General features: G+C 56.0%; 19 protein-coding genes and 1 pseudogene. 14 read left to right on the top strand and 6 right to left on the bottom strand.

Annotated features, from left to right (window positions below):
- Positions 1-212 precede the first annotated feature (212 nt).
- The 10 genes from rimP to HA48_RS17955 all read left to right on the top strand — a co-directional run bounded on the left by rimP (position 213) and on the right by HA48_RS17955 (position 12238).
- A complete protein-coding gene (rimP, locus tag HA48_RS17910) occupies positions 213-665 on the top strand; it encodes a ribosome maturation factor RimP (protein WP_139807993.1) in 453 nt (150 codons plus the stop codon).
- Positions 666-689: 24 nt separating this feature from the next.
- A complete protein-coding gene (gene nusA / locus HA48_RS17915) occupies positions 690-2177 on the top strand; it encodes a transcription termination factor NusA (RefSeq protein ID WP_128602531.1) in 1488 nt (495 codons plus the stop codon).
- 17 nt (positions 2178-2194) lie between these two features.
- Positions 2195-4885 (top strand): translation initiation factor IF-2, encoded by a 2691-nt coding sequence (gene infB / locus HA48_RS17920; protein WP_128602532.1) that lies wholly within the window; start codon positions 2195-2197, stop codon positions 4883-4885.
- Between the two features lie 65 nt (positions 4886-4950).
- The gene (gene rbfA / locus HA48_RS17925) at positions 4951-5358 is read left to right on the top strand and encodes a 30S ribosome-binding factor RbfA (RefSeq protein WP_128602533.1); all 408 of its coding nucleotides are present in this window, start codon (positions 4951-4953) and stop codon (positions 5356-5358) included.
- Positions 5358-6302 (top strand): tRNA pseudouridine(55) synthase TruB, encoded by a 945-nt coding sequence (truB, locus tag HA48_RS17930; protein ID WP_128602534.1) that lies wholly within the window; start codon positions 5358-5360, stop codon positions 6300-6302. Before rbfA ends, truB begins: the two co-directional genes overlap by 1 nt.
- Before the next feature lie 134 nt (positions 6303-6436).
- Entirely contained in the window at positions 6437-6706 is a 270-nt protein-coding gene (rpsO, locus tag HA48_RS17935; RefSeq protein WP_010615981.1) for a 30S ribosomal protein S15, read from the top strand.
- A gap of 308 nt (positions 6707-7014) precedes the next feature.
- Entirely contained in the window at positions 7015-9150 is a 2136-nt protein-coding gene (gene pnp, locus HA48_RS17940; protein ID WP_128602535.1) for a polyribonucleotide nucleotidyltransferase, read from the top strand.
- Between the two features lie 129 nt (positions 9151-9279).
- A complete protein-coding gene (nlpI, locus tag HA48_RS17945; RefSeq protein ID WP_128602536.1) occupies positions 9280-10164 on the top strand; it encodes a lipoprotein NlpI in 885 nt (294 codons plus the stop codon).
- A 105-nt stretch (positions 10165-10269) separates the two neighbouring features.
- A complete protein-coding gene (gene yrbN, locus HA48_RS22985) occupies positions 10270-10326 on the top strand; it encodes a protein YrbN (protein ID WP_098053093.1) in 57 nt (18 codons plus the stop codon).
- Between the two features lie 16 nt (positions 10327-10342).
- Positions 10343-12238, top strand: coding sequence for a DEAD/DEAH family ATP-dependent RNA helicase (locus HA48_RS17955; RefSeq protein WP_128602537.1), 1896 nt, complete (start codon positions 10343-10345; stop codon positions 12236-12238).
- A 67-nt stretch (positions 12239-12305) separates the two neighbouring features.
- On the opposite strand, the gene HA48_RS17960 is transcribed toward HA48_RS17955, so the two are convergent.
- Positions 12306-13052, bottom strand: a complete 747-nt coding sequence (locus HA48_RS17960; RefSeq protein WP_128602538.1) for an SDR family NAD(P)-dependent oxidoreductase — start codon at positions 13050-13052, stop codon at positions 12306-12308.
- Between the two features lie 181 nt (positions 13053-13233).
- On the opposite strand from HA48_RS17960, the gene HA48_RS17965 reads away from it, so the two are divergent.
- Positions 13234-14136, top strand: coding sequence for an AraC family transcriptional regulator (locus tag HA48_RS17965; protein ID WP_128602539.1), 903 nt, complete (start codon positions 13234-13236; stop codon positions 14134-14136).
- A 15-nt stretch (positions 14137-14151) separates the two neighbouring features.
- On the opposite strand, the pseudogene HA48_RS17970 reads toward HA48_RS17965, so the two are convergent.
- From HA48_RS17970 to ubiU, 3 genes and pseudogenes are all read right to left on the bottom strand, one after another.
- Positions 14152-15164, bottom strand: a pseudogene (locus HA48_RS17970) (luciferase-like monooxygenase).
- 115 nt (positions 15165-15279) lie between these two features.
- Positions 15280-16158: a U32 family peptidase gene (locus HA48_RS17975; protein WP_128602540.1), complete on the bottom strand. Its 879-nt coding sequence runs from the start codon at positions 16156-16158 to the stop codon at positions 15280-15282.
- A 9-nt stretch (positions 16159-16167) separates the two neighbouring features.
- The gene (gene ubiU / locus HA48_RS17980; protein WP_128602541.1) at positions 16168-17163 is read right to left on the bottom strand and encodes a ubiquinone anaerobic biosynthesis protein UbiU; all 996 of its coding nucleotides are present in this window, start codon (positions 17161-17163) and stop codon (positions 16168-16170) included.
- Between the two features lie 202 nt (positions 17164-17365).
- Between ubiU and ubiT the strand changes: the two genes are divergently transcribed.
- Positions 17366-17890, top strand: coding sequence for a ubiquinone anaerobic biosynthesis accessory factor UbiT (gene ubiT / locus HA48_RS17985; protein ID WP_128602542.1), 525 nt, complete (start codon positions 17366-17368; stop codon positions 17888-17890).
- Positions 17884-18390 (top strand): GNAT family N-acetyltransferase, encoded by a 507-nt coding sequence (locus tag HA48_RS17990; RefSeq protein ID WP_128602543.1) that lies wholly within the window; start codon positions 17884-17886, stop codon positions 18388-18390. The genes ubiT and HA48_RS17990 overlap by 7 nt, the downstream gene beginning before the upstream one ends.
- On the opposite strand, the gene HA48_RS17995 is transcribed toward HA48_RS17990, so the two are convergent.
- Positions 18374-18661, bottom strand: coding sequence for a GIY-YIG nuclease family protein (locus HA48_RS17995; RefSeq protein WP_128602544.1), 288 nt, complete (start codon positions 18659-18661; stop codon positions 18374-18376). The two genes, HA48_RS17990 and HA48_RS17995, sit on opposite strands and share 17 nt — an antisense overlap.
- 78 nt (positions 18662-18739) lie before the next feature.
- On the opposite strand from HA48_RS17995, the gene HA48_RS18000 reads away from it, so the two are divergent.
- Complete coding sequence (locus tag HA48_RS18000; RefSeq protein WP_128602545.1) at positions 18740-19153, top strand: YhbP family protein; 414 nt, start codon at positions 18740-18742, stop codon at positions 19151-19153.
- Positions 19154-19214: 61 nt separating this feature from the next.
- On the opposite strand, the gene HA48_RS18005 is transcribed toward HA48_RS18000, so the two are convergent.
- Complete coding sequence (locus HA48_RS18005; RefSeq protein ID WP_128602546.1) at positions 19215-19736, bottom strand: type 1 glutamine amidotransferase domain-containing protein; 522 nt, start codon at positions 19734-19736, stop codon at positions 19215-19217.
- Positions 19737-19887 lie beyond the last annotated feature (151 nt).

Consider the following 19887-nt stretch of genomic DNA (forward strand, 5'->3'; position numbering starts at 1 on the left):
CTTTCCCTTAGAGTTCTTTTTCAAATATACTGTATGCATCGACGGACGCATTCTCAGTGAGTTTTGAAAAAAATTCTTCTGGTTCGTGTGCCGAAGCCGCTATGCGGCGTACAGGGTCCAGTCATAAAAAGCCCCGAATATTCGGGGTTTTTTGTTATCAGGAAATCGTAACACTGGGCTATAGGCCCTTTTTTTATGTCTTGGGGGTGGGCTTGTCCACATTAGAGCAAAAATTGACAGAGTTGATCTCTGCTCCGGTAGAAGCGCTTGGCTACGAATTAGTCGGTATCGAGTTCGTTCGTGGTCGCACATCAACCTTGCGCATCTATATTGATAGTGAAGAGGGTATCAATGTTGATGATTGCGCCGATGTTAGCCACCAGGTCAGCGCTGTAATGGATGTGGAAGATCCTATTACGGTGGCTTACAACCTTGAAGTTTCCTCACCAGGTCTCGATCGTCCCCTGTTCACTGCGGAACACTATGTGCGTTTCATTGGTGATGAGGTGAGCCTGGTACTGCGTATGGCCGTACAGAACCGTCGTAAATGGCAGGGCATCATTAAGTCTGTCGAAGGCGAGATGATCACGGTAACCGTTGAGGGTAACGATGAAGTGTTCGCACTGAGCAACATTCAGAAAGCGAACCTGGTCCCCCACTTTTAAAAGTCCGGATTGAGGCTAACCAGGATGAACAAAGAGATCTTAGCTGTAGTAGAAGCCGTTTCTAACGAAAAAGCCCTGCCGCGTGAGAAAATCTTCGAAGCGCTGGAGAGCGCTTTGGCCACTGCGACCAAAAAGAAGTATGAACAAGAGATCGACGTGCGCGTCAGCATTGACCGTCGCAGCGGCGATTTTGATACGTTCCGTCGCTGGCAGGTAGTAGAAGAAGTCACGCAGCCGACGCGCGAGATCACGCTGGATGCCGCACGCTTCGAAGATGAAGCGTTCAATCTGGGCGACTTCGTTGAAGATCAGATCGAATCTGTCACCTTCGACCGCATCACGACCCAAACGGCGAAGCAGGTTATCGTGCAGAAAGTGCGTGAAGCCGAGCGAGCGATGGTTGTGGATCAGTTCCGCGAGCAGGAAGGCGAGATCATCACCGGTGTGGTGAAGAAGGTGAATCGCGATAATATTTCACTGGATCTCGGCAGCAATGCGGAAGCCGTTATCGTGCGTGAAGATATGCTGCCACGTGAAAACTTCCGCCCGGGCGACCGCATCCGCGGCGTACTGTATGCCGTCCGTCCGGAAGCGCGTGGCGCGCAGCTGTTCGTCACCCGCTCCAAGCCGGAGATGTTGATCGAACTGTTCCGCATTGAAGTGCCGGAAATTGGTGAAGAAGTTATCGAGATCAAAGCGGCAGCGCGCGATCCGGGCTCACGCGCGAAAATCGCGGTGAAAACCAACGATAAGCGTATCGATCCGGTTGGTGCCTGCGTAGGTATGCGCGGTGCACGCGTTCAGGCTGTCTCCAGCGAGCTGGGCGGCGAGCGTATTGATATTGTGCTGTGGGATGATAACCCGGCACAGTTCGTGATTAACGCCATGGCACCTGCCGATGTGGCGTCAATTGTGGTGGATGAAGATAATCACACCATGGATATCGCTGTTGAAGCTGGCAATCTGGCTCAGGCGATCGGCCGTAATGGCCAAAACGTGCGTCTGGCTTCCCAACTGAGTGGCTGGGAGCTGAACGTGATGACCGTCGATGATCTGCAGGCTAAGCATCAGGCTGAAGCCCATGCAGCAATCGATATGTTCACTAAACATCTCGACATCGACGAAGAGTTCGCCACCGTTCTGGTGGAAGAGGGCTTCTCTTCGCTGGAAGAATTGGCTTACGTGCCAATTAACGAGCTGCTGGAAATCGACGGCCTCGACGAAGAGACCATTGAAGCCCTGCGTGAACGAGCAAAAAATGCGTTAACCACCCTGGCATTAGCGAAAGAAGAGAGCCTTGGTAATCAGGAACCTGCTGAAGACCTGCTGAATCTTGAAGGCCTGGATCGTGCGCTGGCGTACCGCCTGGCGTCAAAAGGCGTTTGCACGCTGGAAGATCTCGCTGAGCAAGGTGTTGACGATCTGACAGATATTGAAGGGCTGGATGATGAGAAGGCCGGTGCGCTGATTATGGCTGCACGTAATATCTGCTGGTTCGGCGATGACGCGTAATAACAGGAAGGAACAGCATGACAGATGTAACCGTAAAATCGCTGGCCGCCGAAATTCAGACTCCGGTCGATCGCCTGGTACAGCAATTTGCTGATGCAGGGATTCCGAAATCTGAAAACGATGCGGTATCCCAGCAAGAGAAAGAGACCTTACTGTCCCACCTGAATCGTGAGCACGGTCAGACCGGTTCAGGTAAACTGACGCTGCAGCGTAAAACGCGCAGCACCTTGAATATTCCAGGTACCGGCGGTAAAAGTAAGTCGGTACAAATCGAAGTCCGCAAAAAGCGCACATACGTGAAAGGTGATGCAGAGTCTGAGCAAGCTCAGGCAGAAGCTGAAGCTGAGGCGCAGCGTGAAGCGGAAGAGCAGGCGCGTCGCGAGGCGGAAGAACAAGCCCGTCGCGAAGCTGAACAAAAAGCGCAACGTGAAGCCGAAGAGAAAGCCAAGCGCGAAGCCGCTGAAAAGGCTAAGCGTGAAGCAGCGGAAAATGAGAAAGTGACAAATCAACCTACCGACGAAGTAACCAAGGCTGCGCAGTCTGATAAAGCCCGTCGTGAAGCCGAAGCCGCAGAATTGAAGCGTAAAGCGGAAGAGGAAGCGCGCCGTAAACTGGAAGAAGATGCGCGCCGCGTAGCGGAAGAAGCGCGTCGTCTGGCGGAAGAGAAATCTGCTGAGTGGGAAAAACCTGAGGAAGAAGATAAAGGCGACTATCACGTCACCACTTCAACTCATGCCCGTCAGGCAGAGGACGAGAACGATCGTGAAGTTGAAGGCGGTCGTGGTCGTACCCGCAGCACTAAGGCTGCACGCCCGGCGAAGAAAGGCAACAAACACGCTGAAGCCAAAACCGATCGCGAAGAAGCACGTGCTCAGGTACGTGGCGGCAAAGGCGGCAAGCACCGTAAACCAAGCTCCCTGCAGCAGGGCTTTAATAAGCCGGCGCAGGCAGTTAACCGTGATGTCATCATCGGTGAAACCATCACCGTCGCTGAGCTGGCTAATAAAATGGCCGTGAAGGGCTCGCTGGTTATCAAAGCGATGATGAAGATGGGTGCCATGGCGACCATCAACCAGGTTATCGACCAGGAGACCGCACAGCTGGTCGCGGAAGAGATGGGTCACAAAGTGATCCTGCGCCGCGAGAATGAGCTGGAAGAAGCGGTAATGGACGATCGTGACACTGATGCAGCACAGGAAGGCCGTGCGCCGGTTGTGACCATCATGGGTCACGTTGACCACGGTAAAACGTCGCTGCTGGATTACATCCGCTCTACCAAAGTCGCCTCTGGCGAAGCGGGCGGTATTACCCAGCATATCGGTGCTTACCACGTCGAAACCGACAACGGTATGATTACCTTCCTCGATACCCCGGGCCACGCCGCGTTTACCGCTATGCGTGCTCGTGGTGCGCAGGCGACGGATATCGTTATCCTGGTGGTTGCTGCAGATGATGGCGTGATGCCACAGACCGTCGAAGCTATCCAGCACGCGAAAGCTGCTGGCGTGCCGGTGGTGGTTGCTGTCAACAAGATTGATAAGCCAGAAGCCGATCCGGATCGTGTGAAAAACGAACTGACTCAGTACGGTATCATTCCGGAAGAGTGGGGCGGCGAGAACATGTTTGTAAACGTGTCGGCTAAAGCCGGTACAGGCATCGACGACCTGCTGAACGTTATCCTGCTGCAGGCGGAAGTGCTGGAGCTGAGCGCTATCCGTGAAGGTATGGCAAGCGGCGTGGTTATCGAATCGTTCCTCGATAAAGGTCGTGGTCCGGTGGCTACCGTGCTGGTACGTGAAGGTACGCTGAACAAAGGCGATATCGTACTGTGCGGCTTCGAGTATGGCCGTGTCCGTGCGATGCGTGACGAGCTGGGTCGTGAAGTCATGGAAGCGGGTCCGTCCATTCCTGTGGAGATCCTCGGCCTGTCCGGTGTGCCGGCAGCGGGTGACGAAGCGACCGTGGTCCGTGACGAGAAGAAAGCACGTGAAGTTGCACTGTATCGTCAGGGTAAATTCCGCGAAGTGAAACTGGCACGTCAGCAGAAATCGAAGCTGGAGAACATGTTCGCCAATATGACCGAAGGCGAAGTGTCCGAGCTGAACATCGTGCTGAAGTCCGACGTACAGGGTTCTGTGGAAGCGATCTCCGACTCGCTGCTGAAACTCTCCACCGACGAAGTGAAGGTGAAGATTATCGGTTCAGGCGTAGGCGGGATCACCGAAACCGACGCCACGCTGGCTGCGGCTTCCAACGCGATCATCCTTGGCTTCAACGTCCGTGCTGATGCCTCTGCACGCCGCGTGATTGATGCTGAAAACGTTGACCTGCGTTACTACTCCGTCATCTATAACCTGATTGACGAAGTGAAAGCGGCCATGAGCGGTATGCTGGCGCCGGAGTTCAAACAGCAGATTATCGGTCTGGCTGAAGTCCGTGATGTGTTCAAGTCACCGAAGTTTGGCGCGATTGCTGGCTGTATGGTTACCGAAGGCAACATCAAACGTCACAACCCGATCCGCGTACTGCGCGACAACGTGGTTATCTATGAAGGCGAGCTGGAATCTCTGCGTCGCTTCAAAGATGACGTTAACGAAGTGCGTAACGGCATGGAGTGCGGTATCGGCGTGAAGAACTACAACGACGTTCGCGTTGGCGATATGATCGAAGTGTTCGAAGTGATTGAAATTAAACGCACCATCGAGTAATCGTTTATCGATGTGATGCAATTTGGGAGGCCTCTGGCCTCCCGAATTATTTGGGAGAAATAATTATGGCGAAAGAGTTTGGTCGCCCACAGCGCGTCGCACAGGAGTTGCAGAAAGAGATCGCAATGATTCTGCAGCGCGAAATTAAAGATCCGCGTCTTGGTATGATGGTGACCGTCTCCGGTGTGGAAGTCTCACGCGATCTGGCTTATGCCAAAGTGTTTGTGACCTTCCTCAACGATAAAGACGAAGAAGCGGTAAAAAACGGCCTGAAAGCCCTGAAAGAAGCGTCCGGCTATATCCGTATTCTGCTCGGTAAAGCGATGCGTCTGCGCATCGTGCCAGAGCTGACCTTCTTCTACGACAACTCGTTGATTGAAGGTATGCGCATGTCGAACCTGGTCTCTAACGTGATCAAGAGCGACGTCGAGCGTCGTGGTGAAAACCCGGCGGAAGATGACAAGGAGGACTGATGAGTCGTCCTCGTCGTCGCGGCCGCGATGTACACGGTGTTTTTCTGCTGGATAAGCACCAGGGCGCATCCTCCAACGATGTGCTGCAAAAGGTAAAGCGCCTGTTCCACGCGAATAAAGCGGGCCACACCGGCGCGCTTGACCCGCTGGCGACCGGCATGCTGCCGATTTGTCTTGGTGAAGCGACCAAGTTTTCCCAGTATCTGCTGGATTCGGACAAGCGCTATCGGGTGATTGCCCGCCTGGGTGAACGCACCGATACCTCCGATGCTGACGGTAACGTTGTGGAAACGCGACCGGTTACCTTTACTCAGCAAGATCTGGATGCGGCACTGGACAGTTTTCGTGGCGACACTTTACAGGTGCCGACCATGTTCTCCGCACTGAAATATCAGGGCCGCAAGCTGTACGAATATGCGCGTGAAGGCGTCACCGTACCGCGTGAAGCACGCCCGATTACCGTGTTTGAGCTGCAGTTTATCCGCTGGGAAGGTTCAGAGCTGGAGCTGGAGATTCACGTTTCCAAAGGCACCTATATCCGCACCATCATCGACGATCTCGGTGAGAAGCTTGGCTGCGGCGCGCACGTCATTATGCTGCGTCGGTTGCAGGTGGCGCGTTACCCGATTGGTCGCATGATCACGCTGGAGCAGCTGCAGACGCTGGCGGCGCAGGTTAATGAAGCTGACGTGCCGGATTATGCGCCACTGGATGCCTTACTGCTGCCGATGGACAGCCCGGCAGAAGCCTTTCCACTGGTGAACTTACCGTCTGCCGTCGCCGCCTTCTTCAAACAGGGGATGCCGGTACAGGCCGCCAATGCGCCGGAGAGCGGGCTGGTGCGCGTCACTGAAGGTGATGCCGGTAAATTTATCGGGATGGCAGAGATCGCCAGTGATGGGCGCGTTGCGCCGCGTCGTCTGGTGGTGGAGTTTCCTGTCTGATTGATATGCCCGAATTTGCCGCAACAGCGCATTTGCGTTGCTATCGGGCGAAGAGTAGAATAGCGCGGCTTTAAAAGCGGGCTGCTGAATTAGAGATCGGCACCCATACATTCATTTTTTCACTGGAGTTTATTATGTCTCTAAGCGTAGAAGCTAAAGCAGAGATCGTTGCTAAATACGGTCGTGGTGCTAACGACAGCGGTTCAACTGAAGTTCAGGTTGCTCTGCTGACTGCTCAGATTAATCACCTGCAGGGTCACTTCTCTGAGCACAAGAAAGACCACCACAGCCGTCGCGGTCTGCTGCGCATGGTATCTCAGCGTCGTAAGCTGCTGGACTACCTGAAGCGTAAAGACGTTGCGCGCTACACCAGCCTGATCGAAAGCCTGGGTCTGCGTCGCTAAGTCTGAAGAATCTGATCAACGATGTAGCGTGTGCAGTATGCAAAAAAGCGCATCTGGCGATCAGATTTGTGCGAGTTTCGCGAAAAGGGGGCCTTTATGGCCCCTTTTTTCGAGCAATCCGCAGCAATCCGGACCAAACTCATGTATTGTTGCTGAGAGTGATCTTTGCTTGCAGAGGTTCGCGCGGCTAATGAGAGGCTTTACCGCAGGGGCGGTTAAGGGTTGTCATTAGTCGCGAGGATGCAACTAAAGATCGGTAATCCCCGGCGGGCCGATACGGCTTTGCCCCGAATTTAAGGACTTAAATTTTGCTGAACCCGATCGTACGCAAATTCCAATATGGTCAGCATACCGTCACGCTGGAAACCGGCATGATGGCACGCCAGGCCACTGCCGCCGTTATGGTGAGCATGGACGACACCGCGGTATTCGTTACCGTTGTGGGTCAGAAAAAAGCCAAACCTGGTCAGGATTTCTTCCCGCTGACCGTTAACTACCAGGAGCGTACCTACGCTGCTGGCCGTATCCCGGGCAGCTTCTTCCGTCGTGAAGGCCGTCCAAGCGAAGGCGAAACCCTGATTGCGCGTCTGATTGACCGCCCGGTTCGTCCGCTGTTCCCGGAAGGCTTCGTTAACGAAGTGCAGGTTATTGCTACCGTCGTTTCCGTTAACCCACAGGTTAACCCGGATATCGTGGCGATGATTGGTGCTTCAGCGGCGCTGTCACTGTCAGGTATTCCGTTCAACGGCCCGATTGGTGCAGCTCGTGTCGGCTACATCAACGATCAGTATGTTCTGAACCCAACCGCTGATGAGATCAAACAGTCTCGTCTGGATCTGGTGGTTGCCGGTACGCAGAACGCTGTACTGATGGTGGAATCTGAAGCGGAAATCCTGACAGAAGATCAGATGCTGGGCGCCGTGGTATTTGGCCACGATCAGCAGCAGGTTGTGATCGAAAACATCAACTCACTGGTTGCAGAAGCGGGTAAACCGCGCTGGGACTGGCAGCCTGAAGCCGCTAATGATGCGTTGATCGCACGTGTTGCTGCCCTGGCTGAAGCGCGCATCAGCGACGCTTACCGCATTACCGACAAGCAGGAGCGTTATGCGCAGGTTGGCGTCATCAAAGACGAAACCATCGCCGCGCTGCTGGCTGAAGACGAAACGCTGGATGACGCTGAAATCGGCGATATCGTTCATAGCCTGGAAAAGAACGTGGTGCGTACCCGTATCCTGAACGGCGAACCGCGTATCGATGGCCGTGAAAAAGATATGATCCGTGGTCTGGATGTGCGTACTGGCGTACTGCCACGTACCCACGGCTCTGCGCTGTTCACCCGTGGTGAAACGCAGGCGCTGGTTGCCGCGACCCTGGGTACTGCACGTGATGCGCAGAACCTGGATGAGCTGATGGGCGAGCGTACCGACAGCTTCCTGTTCCACTACAACTTCCCTCCGTACTCTGTGGGCGAAACCGGTATGGTTGGCTCACCGAAGCGTCGTGAAATCGGTCACGGTCGTCTGGCGAAGCGTGGCGTGCTGGCAGTGATGCCGAAGCAGGAAGATTTCCCGTACACCGTACGTGTTGTGTCTGAAATCACCGAATCAAACGGCTCCTCTTCTATGGCTTCCGTCTGTGGCGCTTCTCTGGCGCTGATGGATGCAGGTGTACCGATCAAGGCGGCCGTTGCAGGTATCGCTATGGGTCTGGTTAAAGAAGACGAGAAGTTCGTGGTGCTGTCTGACATCCTCGGCGACGAAGATCACCTCGGCGACATGGACTTCAAAGTAGCCGGTAGCCGTGAAGGTATCACCGCGCTGCAGATGGACATTAAAATCGAAGGTATCACCCGCGAAATCATGCAGGTGGCACTGAACCAGGCGAAGGGTGCACGTCTGCACATCCTGAGCGTAATGGAACAGGCTATCAGCACGCCGCGTCAGGAGATCTCCGAGTTCGCACCGCGCATCTATACCATCAAGATCAACTCTGACAAGATCAAAGATGTGATCGGTAAAGGCGGCTCCGTTATCCGTGCGCTGACCGAAGAGACCGGCACCACCATCGAAATCGAAGATGATGGCACCGTGAAGATCGCAGCAACCGACGGCCTGAAAGCCAAAGAAGCGATTCGTCGTATCGAAGAGATCACGGCGGAGATCGAAGTAGGTCGTATCTATGCCGGTAAAGTTACCCGCATCGTTGATTTCGGTGCCTTCGTGGCTATCGGCGGCGGTAAAGAGGGTCTGGTGCACATCTCTCAGATCGCGGATAAGCGCGTAGAGAAAGTGACCGATTACCTGCAGATGGGCCAGGAAGTGCCGGTGAAAGTGATGGAAGTGGACCGTCAGGGCCGCGTTCGTCTCAGCATTAAAGAAGCGACAGAGCAGAAACCAGCAGAAGCAGCCGCTACTGCGACTGATGCGCCTGAAGCCGAGTAAGCATTACCTGATTGGCCTCTCTCTGCCTGGCAGGGAGAGGTTTTTAGATCATCGCGAGGGCGGGAATCCTTGTGCACAGCAGGCGGATGACAGGATGGTTATCCCAATGTTTGTATTCGGGAGTGGGAAATGAAGCCTTTTTTGCGCTGGTGTTTTGTTGCGACAGCTCTCACGCTGGCAGGATGCAGCAACTCCAATTGGCGTAAGAACGAAGTTCTGGCAGTACCTTTGCAGCCCACACTGCAGCAAGAGGTGATTCTGGCGCGAATGGAACAAATTCTTGCCAGTCGAGCCCTTACCGATGATGAACGCGCACAGCTGTTATATGAGCGCGGAGTGTTGTATGATAGTTTGGGTCTGCGGGCTTTAGCGCGAAACGATTTCTCGCAAGCGCTGTCTATCAGACCGGATATGCCGGAAGTGTTTAACTATCTCGGCATTTACTTAACGCAGGCGGGCAACTTTGATGCCGCCTACGAAGCGTTTGATTCTGTACTTGAGCTTGATCCAACTTACAACTATGCGCATTTAAACCGTGGTATCGCCCTCTATTACGGCGGTCGATACAAGTTAGCGCAAGATGATCTGCTGGCGTTTTATCAAGACGATCCTAACGATCCGTTCCGCAGCCTCTGGCTCTATCTCGCAGAAAGCGATATGGATGCAGACAAGGCAAAAGTAACGCTTCAACAGCGTTATGACAAAGCGGCTAAGGACCAATGGGGATGGAATATTGTCGAGTTCTACCTGGGCGACATCAGTGAAAAAACATTGATGGAACGTCTCAAGGCGGACGCAACGGATAACACCTCGCTCGCTGAACATCTCAGTGAAACCAACTTCTATTTAGGTAAGTACTACCTAAGTCTGGGGGAGAAGGACGACGCGAAAGCGTTGTTCAAACTGGCGGTGGCCAACAACGTCAATAACTTTGTTGAACACCGATACGCATTGTTGGAACTGGCGCAACTCGGCCAGACACAAGACGATTTATCAGAATCTGACCAGCAATAGCTGACGAACTTTTATTGCCTGTTGTACCTGTAAAGTCATCACCTTCTGAGGTGAGGGCTTTTCTGTTCGTCAAAACTTCTAATTTGAGCCGGTTCACACTTTTTGATGAAAATGACTGAAAGTTTTCACGACGAGTTATGTAGACTGGCCGCCGCAATCTAAGAGGCACGTGTACTACATGACTGATATTCAAACCACTTTTGCTGATCTGGGCCTGAACGCCGACATCCTCGAATCACTGAACGGTATGGGCTACGTTAAGCCTTCGCCAATCCAGGCTGAGTGTATTCCTCACCTGCTGGCGGGCCGTGATGTGCTGGGTATGGCGCAGACCGGTAGTGGTAAAACAGCAGCCTTCTCTCTGCCGCTGCTGAACAACATCGATCCTTCTGTCCGCGCACCACAAATCCTGGTGCTGGCACCGACCCGCGAACTGGCGGTGCAGGTGGCTGAAGCGATGACAGAATTCTCTAAACATATGCGCGGCGTTAACGTCGTGGCCCTGTACGGTGGCCAGCGTTATGACGTGCAGCTGCGTGCATTGCGCCAGGGACCACAGATCGTGGTCGGTACCCCGGGTCGTCTGCTGGACCACCTGAAGCGTGGCACGCTGGACCTCTCAAACCTGCGTGGTCTGGTTCTGGACGAAGCCGATGAGATGCTGCGTATGGGCTTCATCGAAGACGTTGAAACCATCATGGCGCAGATTCCGGAAGGTCATCAGACCGCACTGTTCTCTGCCACCATGCCGGAAGCGATTCGTCGCATCACCAAGCGTTTCATGAAAGATCCGCAGGAAGTGCGCATTCAGTCCAGCGTAACGACCCGTCCGGACATTTCACAGTCTTACTGGACCGCTTACGGCCGTAAATCTGACGCGCTGGTCCGCTTCCTGGAAGCAGAAGACTTTGACGCCGCTATCATCTTCGTGCGTACCAAAAACGCAACGCTGGAAGTCGCCGAAACGCTGGAGCGCAATGGCTACAACAGCGCGGCACTGAACGGCGACATGAACCAGGCACTGCGTGAGCAGACGCTGGAGCGCCTGAAAGATGGTCGTCTGGATATCCTGATCGCCACCGACGTTGCGGCACGTGGTCTGGACGTTGAGCGTATCAGCCTGGTTGTTAACTACGACATCCCGATGGATGCGGAATCTTACGTGCACCGTATTGGTCGTACCGGTCGTGCTGGCCGTGCTGGCCGTGCGCTGCTGTTCGTTGAGAACCGCGAGCGTCGTCTGCTGCGCAACATCGAGCGCACCATGAAGCTGACCATTCCGGAAGTTGAACTGCCGAATGCAGAGCTGCTGAGTGAGCGTCGTCTGGCGCAGTTTGCTGCTAAAGTACAGCAGCAGCTGGAGAGCAGCGATCTGGACCAGTACCGTGCGCTGCTGAGCAAAATGCAGCCGGGTGAAGATCTGGATATCGAAACGCTGGCCGCAGCACTGCTGAAAATGGCCCAGGGTGAGCGTCCGCTGATTCTGCCACCAGAAGCACCGCGTCCGCCGCGTCGTGAGTTCCGTGACCGTGACGAGCGCAGCGACCGTCCACGTCGTGACAGCCGCGACAGCCGTGAAGGTGGCGATCGTCCACGTCGCGAACGTCGTGATGTTGGCGAAATGCAGCTGTACCGCATTGAAGTGGGTCGTGATGATGGTGTTGAAGTGCGTCATATCGTTGGTGCGATTGCTAACGAAGGTGACATCAGCAGCCGTTACATCGGTAACATCAAGCTGTTCGGTACCCACTCAACCATCGAGCTGCCGAAAGGCATGCCGGGCGACGTACTGCAGCACTTCACCCGTACGCGTATTCTCAACAAACCGATGAATATGCAGCTGCTGGGCGATGCACAGCCGCACGAGCGCACTGAGCGTCGTAGCGGTGGTCGCGATTTCGGTGGTGAGCGTCGTGGTAGCCGTGATGGCGCGCCACGTGGCGAAGGTGCACCGCGCCGTTTCTCTGAGCGTCGTGAAGGTGGCCGCGAAGGCGGACGCTTCAGCCGTGAAGGTGGCCGTGGCCCACGTCGTGAAGAGGGTGCAGCAGCTGCACCACGTCGTCGTGACGCATAAGCGTTAAACGCTAAAAAGTAAAAAGGGACGCGCAAGCGTCCCTTTTTTATCTCTCTTCTGTGCGGAATTACACGCCGCCGGCAATCAGTACGCGCTCGCCGGTTACGTACGCAGACTCTTCCGACGCCAGGAACAGCGCAACCTGCGCCACATCTTCCGGCAGCCCAAAGCGCCCCAGCGGCGTGGCGGCAATCAGCTGCGCCTTCAACTCCGGATGCATTTTCTTCGCTGCCAGCAGCCCTTCAGTCAGGATAATGCCTGGCGCCAGCGCGTTAACGCGAATATTGCGCGGCCCCAGCTCACGTGCCAGGCCCTGCGTTAAGGTATCAATCGCGCCTTTGGTGGCGGACCACAGCACCGATCCAGGCATGCTGCGCTGGCTGCTGAGCGCGCTAAGGTTGATGATACAACCGCCGCGCGGCGGAAAATGGTGTGCCGCCTGCTGACACACCAGCAGGGTGCCGAGCAGGTTAACGTTCAGCTGCTGCTGCATCTCACTGACGCTCAGGGCAGCAAAGTCACCGTGGTGAAAAAGTCCGGCGTTATTAACCACAATATCGGGGGCGCCAAATTCCGCGATGCTGCTGGCGAACAGGCGTTCGACATCGGCTTCGCGAGAGATATCGGCCTGCACGGCGATGGCGTCGCTACCCAGTGCAATAATATCGGTCACCACATCCGCGGCGCCCGCTTCATCCTGTCGATAATTCACCACCACCCGGGCACCGGCCGCCGCGAAAGTCATGGCGATAGCGGCACCAATGCCTTTCGAAGCGCCCGTCACCAGCGCAATTTTGCCTTCAAGTGCTTTCATTCTGTCTCTCCACCTGAGATTTCGGGTGAGTAAAGCATGCGCTGTCGCTGCTCTCTGCGGTAGCGCAATCCTGCAAGCTTTTTGCACGATCCTGCAAATCTGCTGATTAAGGACTAGGCGCGAGCGGAGCGACAGGCGAGAATGCGCGTTGAGTCATTTTTCACCGCGGAGCGCGCAACGCATGATTCATCAGGAACAGTGGCAAAAGCTGGTGGCGATGATTGCCCGCCATGCGCAATCGGAAGGGCGCAATAACAGTGCTATCGATTTTCTCACCTTTGGCCGTAGCTCTCAGCCCACCAGCCTGGCGCATCTCTCCGCGTGGGCCGGTTTCGCGCTGGTAGCGCAGGGACAAAAGGCGCTGCGCATGGGCGATGACATGGTGCATTACGGTCCCGGCGATCTGCTGCTGGTGACGCTGGATATGGCGGTGCAATCCTGCGTGGTGAAGGCCACCCCGGAGAAACCTAATCTCGGCGTGGGCATTACCATCAATGAAGCCCGGCTGCTGCGCTATCTGAAGTATTTTCCGCTGCATCAGGTGGGCAGCGCCACGGCCAATGAGCGCGGCATTACCGTGCATAAGGTTGCGTCATCGCTGGTGGATGCGGTTATCCGCCTGGTTGAACTGCTGGATCAGCCGCAGGATATCGCCGCGCTGGCACCGCTAATCGAAAAAGAGATCTTCTACCGTCTGCTGACCGGGCCGGAAGGGCCGCGCATTCTCAATATGGCGCTGGCGGAGCGGCCAGGCAACAAAGTGGCGCGTGCGGTACGCTGGCTGCGTGAGAACTTTCATCAGCCGCTGAAGATGGATCAGCTGGCCAGCAGCGTGGGAATGAGCATCTCCTCGCTGCACCATCACTTTAAGGCGGTCACGGCAATGACGCCGATGCAGTACCAGAAACAGTTACGCCTGAACGAAGCACGCCGGCTGATGATGATTGATAAGTTAGATGCGGGTACGGCAGGGTATCGCGTAGGCTATCAAAGCGCATCGCAGTTTAGCCGCGAATACAGCCGCTTCTACGGACAGTCGCCTGCCCGCGATGTGCGGATGCTGGCGGTAGGGCCAGAAGGCTAGCCCACCGCCACGGGATTACAGCGTGCGGGCGGCGTCCATCGCCAGCGCGAAGGAGCGCAGGCGCGCCTGCGGATCGTAAATCTGACCGTTAACCATGATCTCATCCGCCTGGGTTTCACGCATCAGAGCGGCAAGGCCGTTACGCACTTTATCGCCGTCGCCAACAATCGACATGCTCAGCGCCTGCTGCACGCCATACTGTTCAGACGGCGACCACAGGTTATCCATATTTTCGACCGGCGCCGGCAGCGGACCCGGCTTACCGCGGCGCAGATTGATAAACTGCTGCTGCATGGAGGTAAACAGGATGCGTGCTTCGCGCTCGCTATCCGCTGCCACCACGTTAACGCACACCATGGCATAGGGTTTTGCCAGGCGGGCAGAGGGCTGGAATTTCTCACGATAGAGATGCAGCGCCTGGAACAGCAGATCGGGCGCGAAGTGTGAGGCGAAGGCAAACGGCAGGCCAAGCTGCGCTGCCAGCTGCGCGCTGTACAGGCTGGAACCCAGCAGCCAGACCGGAATTTTCAGGCCCAGGCCTGGCACCGGCTGCACTGCCGGCTGCTCGCCCTCTTCGGCATCGAACCAGCGGATCAGTTCGGCCACATCTTCCGGGAAGCTGTCAGCCTGCGCGCTGGAGAGATGGCGGCGCAGCGCCAGCATCGTGCGCTGATCGGAACCCGGCGCGCGCGGCCCAGCCCCAGATCGATACGGCCGGGATAGAGTGACTCAAGCGTACCAAACTGTTCGGCGATCACCAGCGGCGCATGGTTCGGCAGCATAATCCCGCCGGAGCCAAGACGCAGCGTGGTGGTATTCGCGGCGAGGTAACCAATCAGCACCGAGGTGGCGGCACTGGCAATGCCGGTCATATTATGGTGTTCAGCCAGCCAGTAACGGTGGAAACCAAGCGTTTCCGCCTGACGCGCCAGCGCCAGTGAATTGTGGAAGGCGTCGCGCGCAGACGAGCCTTGCGGAATGGGGGCCAGATCCAGCACGGACAGGCGAACAGTTTTTTTCTCAGACATGGGCACTCCGGCAAATGATGGCGCAGGTGTCAGACAACCTGCGTCAGTCAGTATCACTTATCACTCCCTATATTAAAACTGCTAATAACAGCAGGCATATAGCCGGAATGTGCGTTTATCGATCACCTTCCAGCGCCATACCGGCCAGACGGCGCCAGTAGCCATTGCAATCACTGCCGCGTGCTACCATCAGCGGCAATCTCCCCGCTTCGTTAGCGCGGAAGCGATCAATTTCCGTGAAGGTGTCATGATCCTGTGGAGATAAACGCACCACATCCACCCAGCCGTGCATTCCGGCGAGATCGTTACCGAGGTTGTAGCAGTAGCCGCTCATGGTCTGAATACCGTTGAGCACAAACACCTGTTGGCCCTCCTGGGATAGCACGCGGCGGCCGGTCGGGTAGTTAATGCAGCACGTCTGGCAATCATCTTTGGCACGATGCTCCGAACGCGCGGTAAAGCAGCGTGCCGAGAGCGCCAGCGGCAGATGACCGTAGCCCAGCACTTCCACCTCAAACCGATCGCGCACGCTTTCACACTGCTGCAGCAGCTGAATCAGCCAGTCGCGTGACATCTCAACAGGAATGCACCAGCGCGTCATGCCCTCTTTGTGCAGTAGCTGCAGCGCCTGGGCGTTGTAAACGTTAAGCGTCGGGCCGGCCACAAACGGCAGCTGACGCTCTGCGGCCATGTTTACCGTGCCGATGTCGTTGGCTTCCAGCAGAAACTCACCGTTTTCAACGTAACGCCGCAGCTCCTTCACCTCTGAAGGGGATTGCAGCAGCGCCAGCGTGCTCAGCACCACCTGTTTACCGCTGCCGGCCAGCATGCGCGCCATCTCCATCCACTGCGCAAACGACGTGGCACGGCGTTTACTGCAGACGGCTTCACCCAGATAGATAATGTCCGCGCTGCTCTCTGCGGCGCGCTGATAGAAGTGTTCCAGCGTGTCAGTTGGCCAGTACCACAGTACCGGACCGATGGCATATTTCATGCGTCCTCCTTATTGCCAGTCGCGATGATAGGCGCCCAGCGTGGTCTGGCTACCTTCAGAGAGTTCGCCCAGCGCCTGCATCCATGACGCCTGTACGGCAAACTGCTGCGGATCGGCCATGCAGCGATCGATGGCCTGACGCCACACTTTGGCCACCTGCGCCACATAGGCCGGGCTGCGCTGGCGACCTTCGATCTTCACCGAGGCGATATTGGCTTTAAACAGTTCAGGCAGCAGCGAAAGCGTATTCAGGCTGGTGGGCTCCTCCAGCACGTGATAACGCTGCTCATCCACCGCGTAGCGCCCTTTGCACAGCGTCGGGTAGCCCGCGCTCTCATCAGCGGCATAGCGGTCAATCAGCACGTCATTCAGGCGCGACTCCATTCCCTTTGGCGTTTGCTGCCAGCGCACAAATTTTGCAGGCGAACAGGCGCCAGCGCTGTTGGGTGATTCGCCGGTCAGCCACGATGAGAGATAGCAGCGCCCCTCCGCCATGATGCACAGGCTGCCAAAGGCGAACACCTCCAGTGGCACCGGGGTTTCACGCGCAATCTGTTTCACCTGGTGCATCGACAGTACGCGCGGCAGCACCACGCGGCTGAGCCGGAAGTGACGATGGTAAAAGTGAATCGCCTGCAGATTAGTGGCCGAAGCCTGCACCGACAGATGACGTTCAACGTGCGGATAGTGTTTCGCCGCGTACTCCAGCGTGGCGATATCCGCCAGAATCAGCGCATCAGCGCCGTTTTGCGCGGCAATATCGATCGCCGTCTGCCAGCGGTTTACGCCATCCGGATGCGCAAAGGTGTTGATGGCCACATGCAGTTTGCGGCGGTGCTGATGCAGGAAGCGCGCGGCCTCTGCGAGTTTTTTGTCGGTAAAATTGAGGCCGGCAAAGTGGCGGGCATTGGTGTCATCTTTCAGGCCGACGTACACCGCATCTGCGCCATGCTCCACCGCCGATTTCAGCGCAGGTAAATTCCCCGCCGGACACAGCAGTTCCATACAATCTCCTCCCGGATTCTGAAGCCGTTGAGTGTAGGCAACCGTCCGCACGCTAATGTTGATTTAAGGCAGTGAAAGCATAATTGTCCGGACAGAGTGGCGAATTTTCGCCCGGCCGTCAGGCGATTTCCTTGATCCCGGTTGAGGCGAACGCGGCGGGATGTGGCAATATAGGTAAAATTTTCTGAAGGGAGTGCAGTCAATGTTTGCGCGCTTACGCGGCCTGATAGTGGACAAAGGGCCGGAATTCCTCGCTTTACCGGTTTCGCTTACGCCGTTTGCAGTGAAAAAAACCGTTTTGCAACAACTCCTAAACTGGCAATTTCGGCATGCTTTATCTGAAGGTGAGTTAGACTTTCTGGAAGGGCGCTCACTTGGGATCGAGATAGCAGATATTAATCTGCGCTGGATCACCACCTTGCAGAAGGGGCGCCTGACCGTTTCACGCGAGACCGAAGCAGATGTGTGGTTTCGCGGTGAAGCAAACGATCTGTTGCTGGTGGCAGCACGCAAAGCCGACCCCGATATGTTGTTCTTCCAACGCCGTCTGGTGATTGAGGGCGACACGGAGCTGGGACTGGAGGTGAAAAACCTGATGGATGCCATAGAACTGGATGCCATGCCGACGCCATTGCGCACCGGGTTGCAGCAGCTGGCGGCCTTTGTTGAGGCTGGAATGAAACAGGACGCGAAGGCCACTGAGGCGCGCGCGGGGATCTCATGTTAATTCGTACTGAAATTGGTGTGGATGCGGCAGGTATTGATAGCCTGCTCAGGCGCAGTTTTGCCACCGAGGCTGAAGCCGAACTGGTGCAGCAACTGCGTGAGGATGGCTTATTAACGCTCGGCGTTGTGGCAACCGACGATGAAGGCCAGGTGCTGGGCTATGCGGCTTTCAGCCCGGTCACATTACAGGGTGAAGATCGCAACTGGGTGGCGCTGGCGCCGCTGGCGGTAGATGCGTCAGTGCGTAAACAGGGCATTGCCAAAAAGCTGGTGTTTGAAGGGCTCGACTCCCTGAACGAATTCAGCTACTGCGCCGTCGTGGTGCTGGGCGATCCCGCCTTCTACAATCCACTGGGCTTCGAGCCCGCTGCACGACACGGGTTGCACTGTCGCTGGCCCGGCAGCGAAGCGGCTTTCCAGGTCTACAAGCTGGCGGATGAGGCGTTTGATGGCGTCGAGGGACTGGTCGACTTTGCGGCGCCGTTCAATCGCTTTGCGTAAACCAGGCGTTCAGGCAGGTGGGCTGCTGGGCAACCAGCAGCAGCTTCCGCGCGCGGCTGAGCTGCTTTACCTGATACTCCAGTCGTGATGCAGCAGCACGATCGCCCGCCGCGCAATGAAACACCAGCGTGAGCGGGCCTTTACCGCGCAGCGATCGTGCCCCGCGCCCCTGTTGATGTTGCTGCAGGCGGCGGTTAACATCCGTCGTAATGCCGGTGTAAAGCATGCCGGCGGCAGTTTGCAGCATATAGAGCTGCCAGCGCTGTTCCATCTGTCTCATCTCATTAAAATGCTGGCGGGCAGTGTAACGCGCCGGCGTCCGCATCGCTATTAACGCACGGAGTTGCTCTTGTCTGACCTTTCCCATCTGCTTCGCTATCTGAAGAAACAGCACGTCCTGTCACTGTGCACCAGCGATGGCGACGATCTGTGGTGTGCTAACTGCTTCTATGTATTCGATGAGGCCCGCATGGCCTTCTGGCTGATGACCGGGACGGATACGCGCCATGGTGCGTTAATGCTCCACAATTCGCGCGTGGCGGGCACCGTTAACGGCCAGCCCAAAAGCGTATTGCTGATTAAAGGCGTGCAGTATCGTGGACATGGCCGGCTTACAGAGGACGAACAGGCGCTGAAGGCGTATCAGAGGCGTTTTCCGGTGGCAAAGAAGGTAACGGCACCGCTGTGGGAGATCGCGATTGAGGAGTTAAAGATGACGGATAATGCACTGGGGTTTGGCAGCAAAATTGTCTGGCAGCGGTAAGCCTGGCTGTAGCGGCGCAATTTATCAGATAAATCACGCCGCTTTGCGTCGAATCCGCTGGTCAGGCTGCGTTCAGAATACGCAGTGATTCACGGTTAAATGCGGGCAGATCCTCTGGCGTGCGGCTGGTGACCAGCTTGTCATCATCCACTACCACCTCTTTGTCATAGAAATCCGCCCCGGCATTACGCAGGTCGATCGCAATGGCTTTCACGCAGGTCATCTTGCGACCGCGCACGCCGTTAGCGCTAATCAGCAGCTGCGGACCGTGGCAAATGGCAAAAATAGGCTTGCCGCTGGCAACAAACTCTTTGGTAAAGTTGACGAAGCGATCGTCGCCGCGCAGTGAATCTGGCGAATGGCCGCCTGGCAACAGCAGCGCATCGAATTCTGCGGCGTTGACGTGATCGATATCTTTATCGATCTTCACTTCCGCTTTTCCCTGCTTACCCTTCACAACCTTACCGGCCTGCATCTCAATGGTTACCACTTCGTGGCCAGCTTTGCTGTAGGCCTCTGCGGGAGAGGTAAACTCTGAGTCCTCAAACTCATCGGTAATCAGTACCGCGATTCTCTTACTCACTCTTCTCCTCCTTGCTTTAACACATCACACATCGTTTTACGTCTAACCTGACAAGTTTGGACGCTGATAGCTGAAACGCAAGCCAGACGGCAGGGAACCTTCTGAGGTAAATTTTGGTAGCAGATCAAGTTTACGCACATCGGAACTGGTG

This window comes from Pantoea wallisii (assembly GCF_002095485.1).
Taxonomy (GTDB): Bacteria; Pseudomonadota; Gammaproteobacteria; order Enterobacterales; family Enterobacteriaceae; genus Pantoea; species Pantoea wallisii.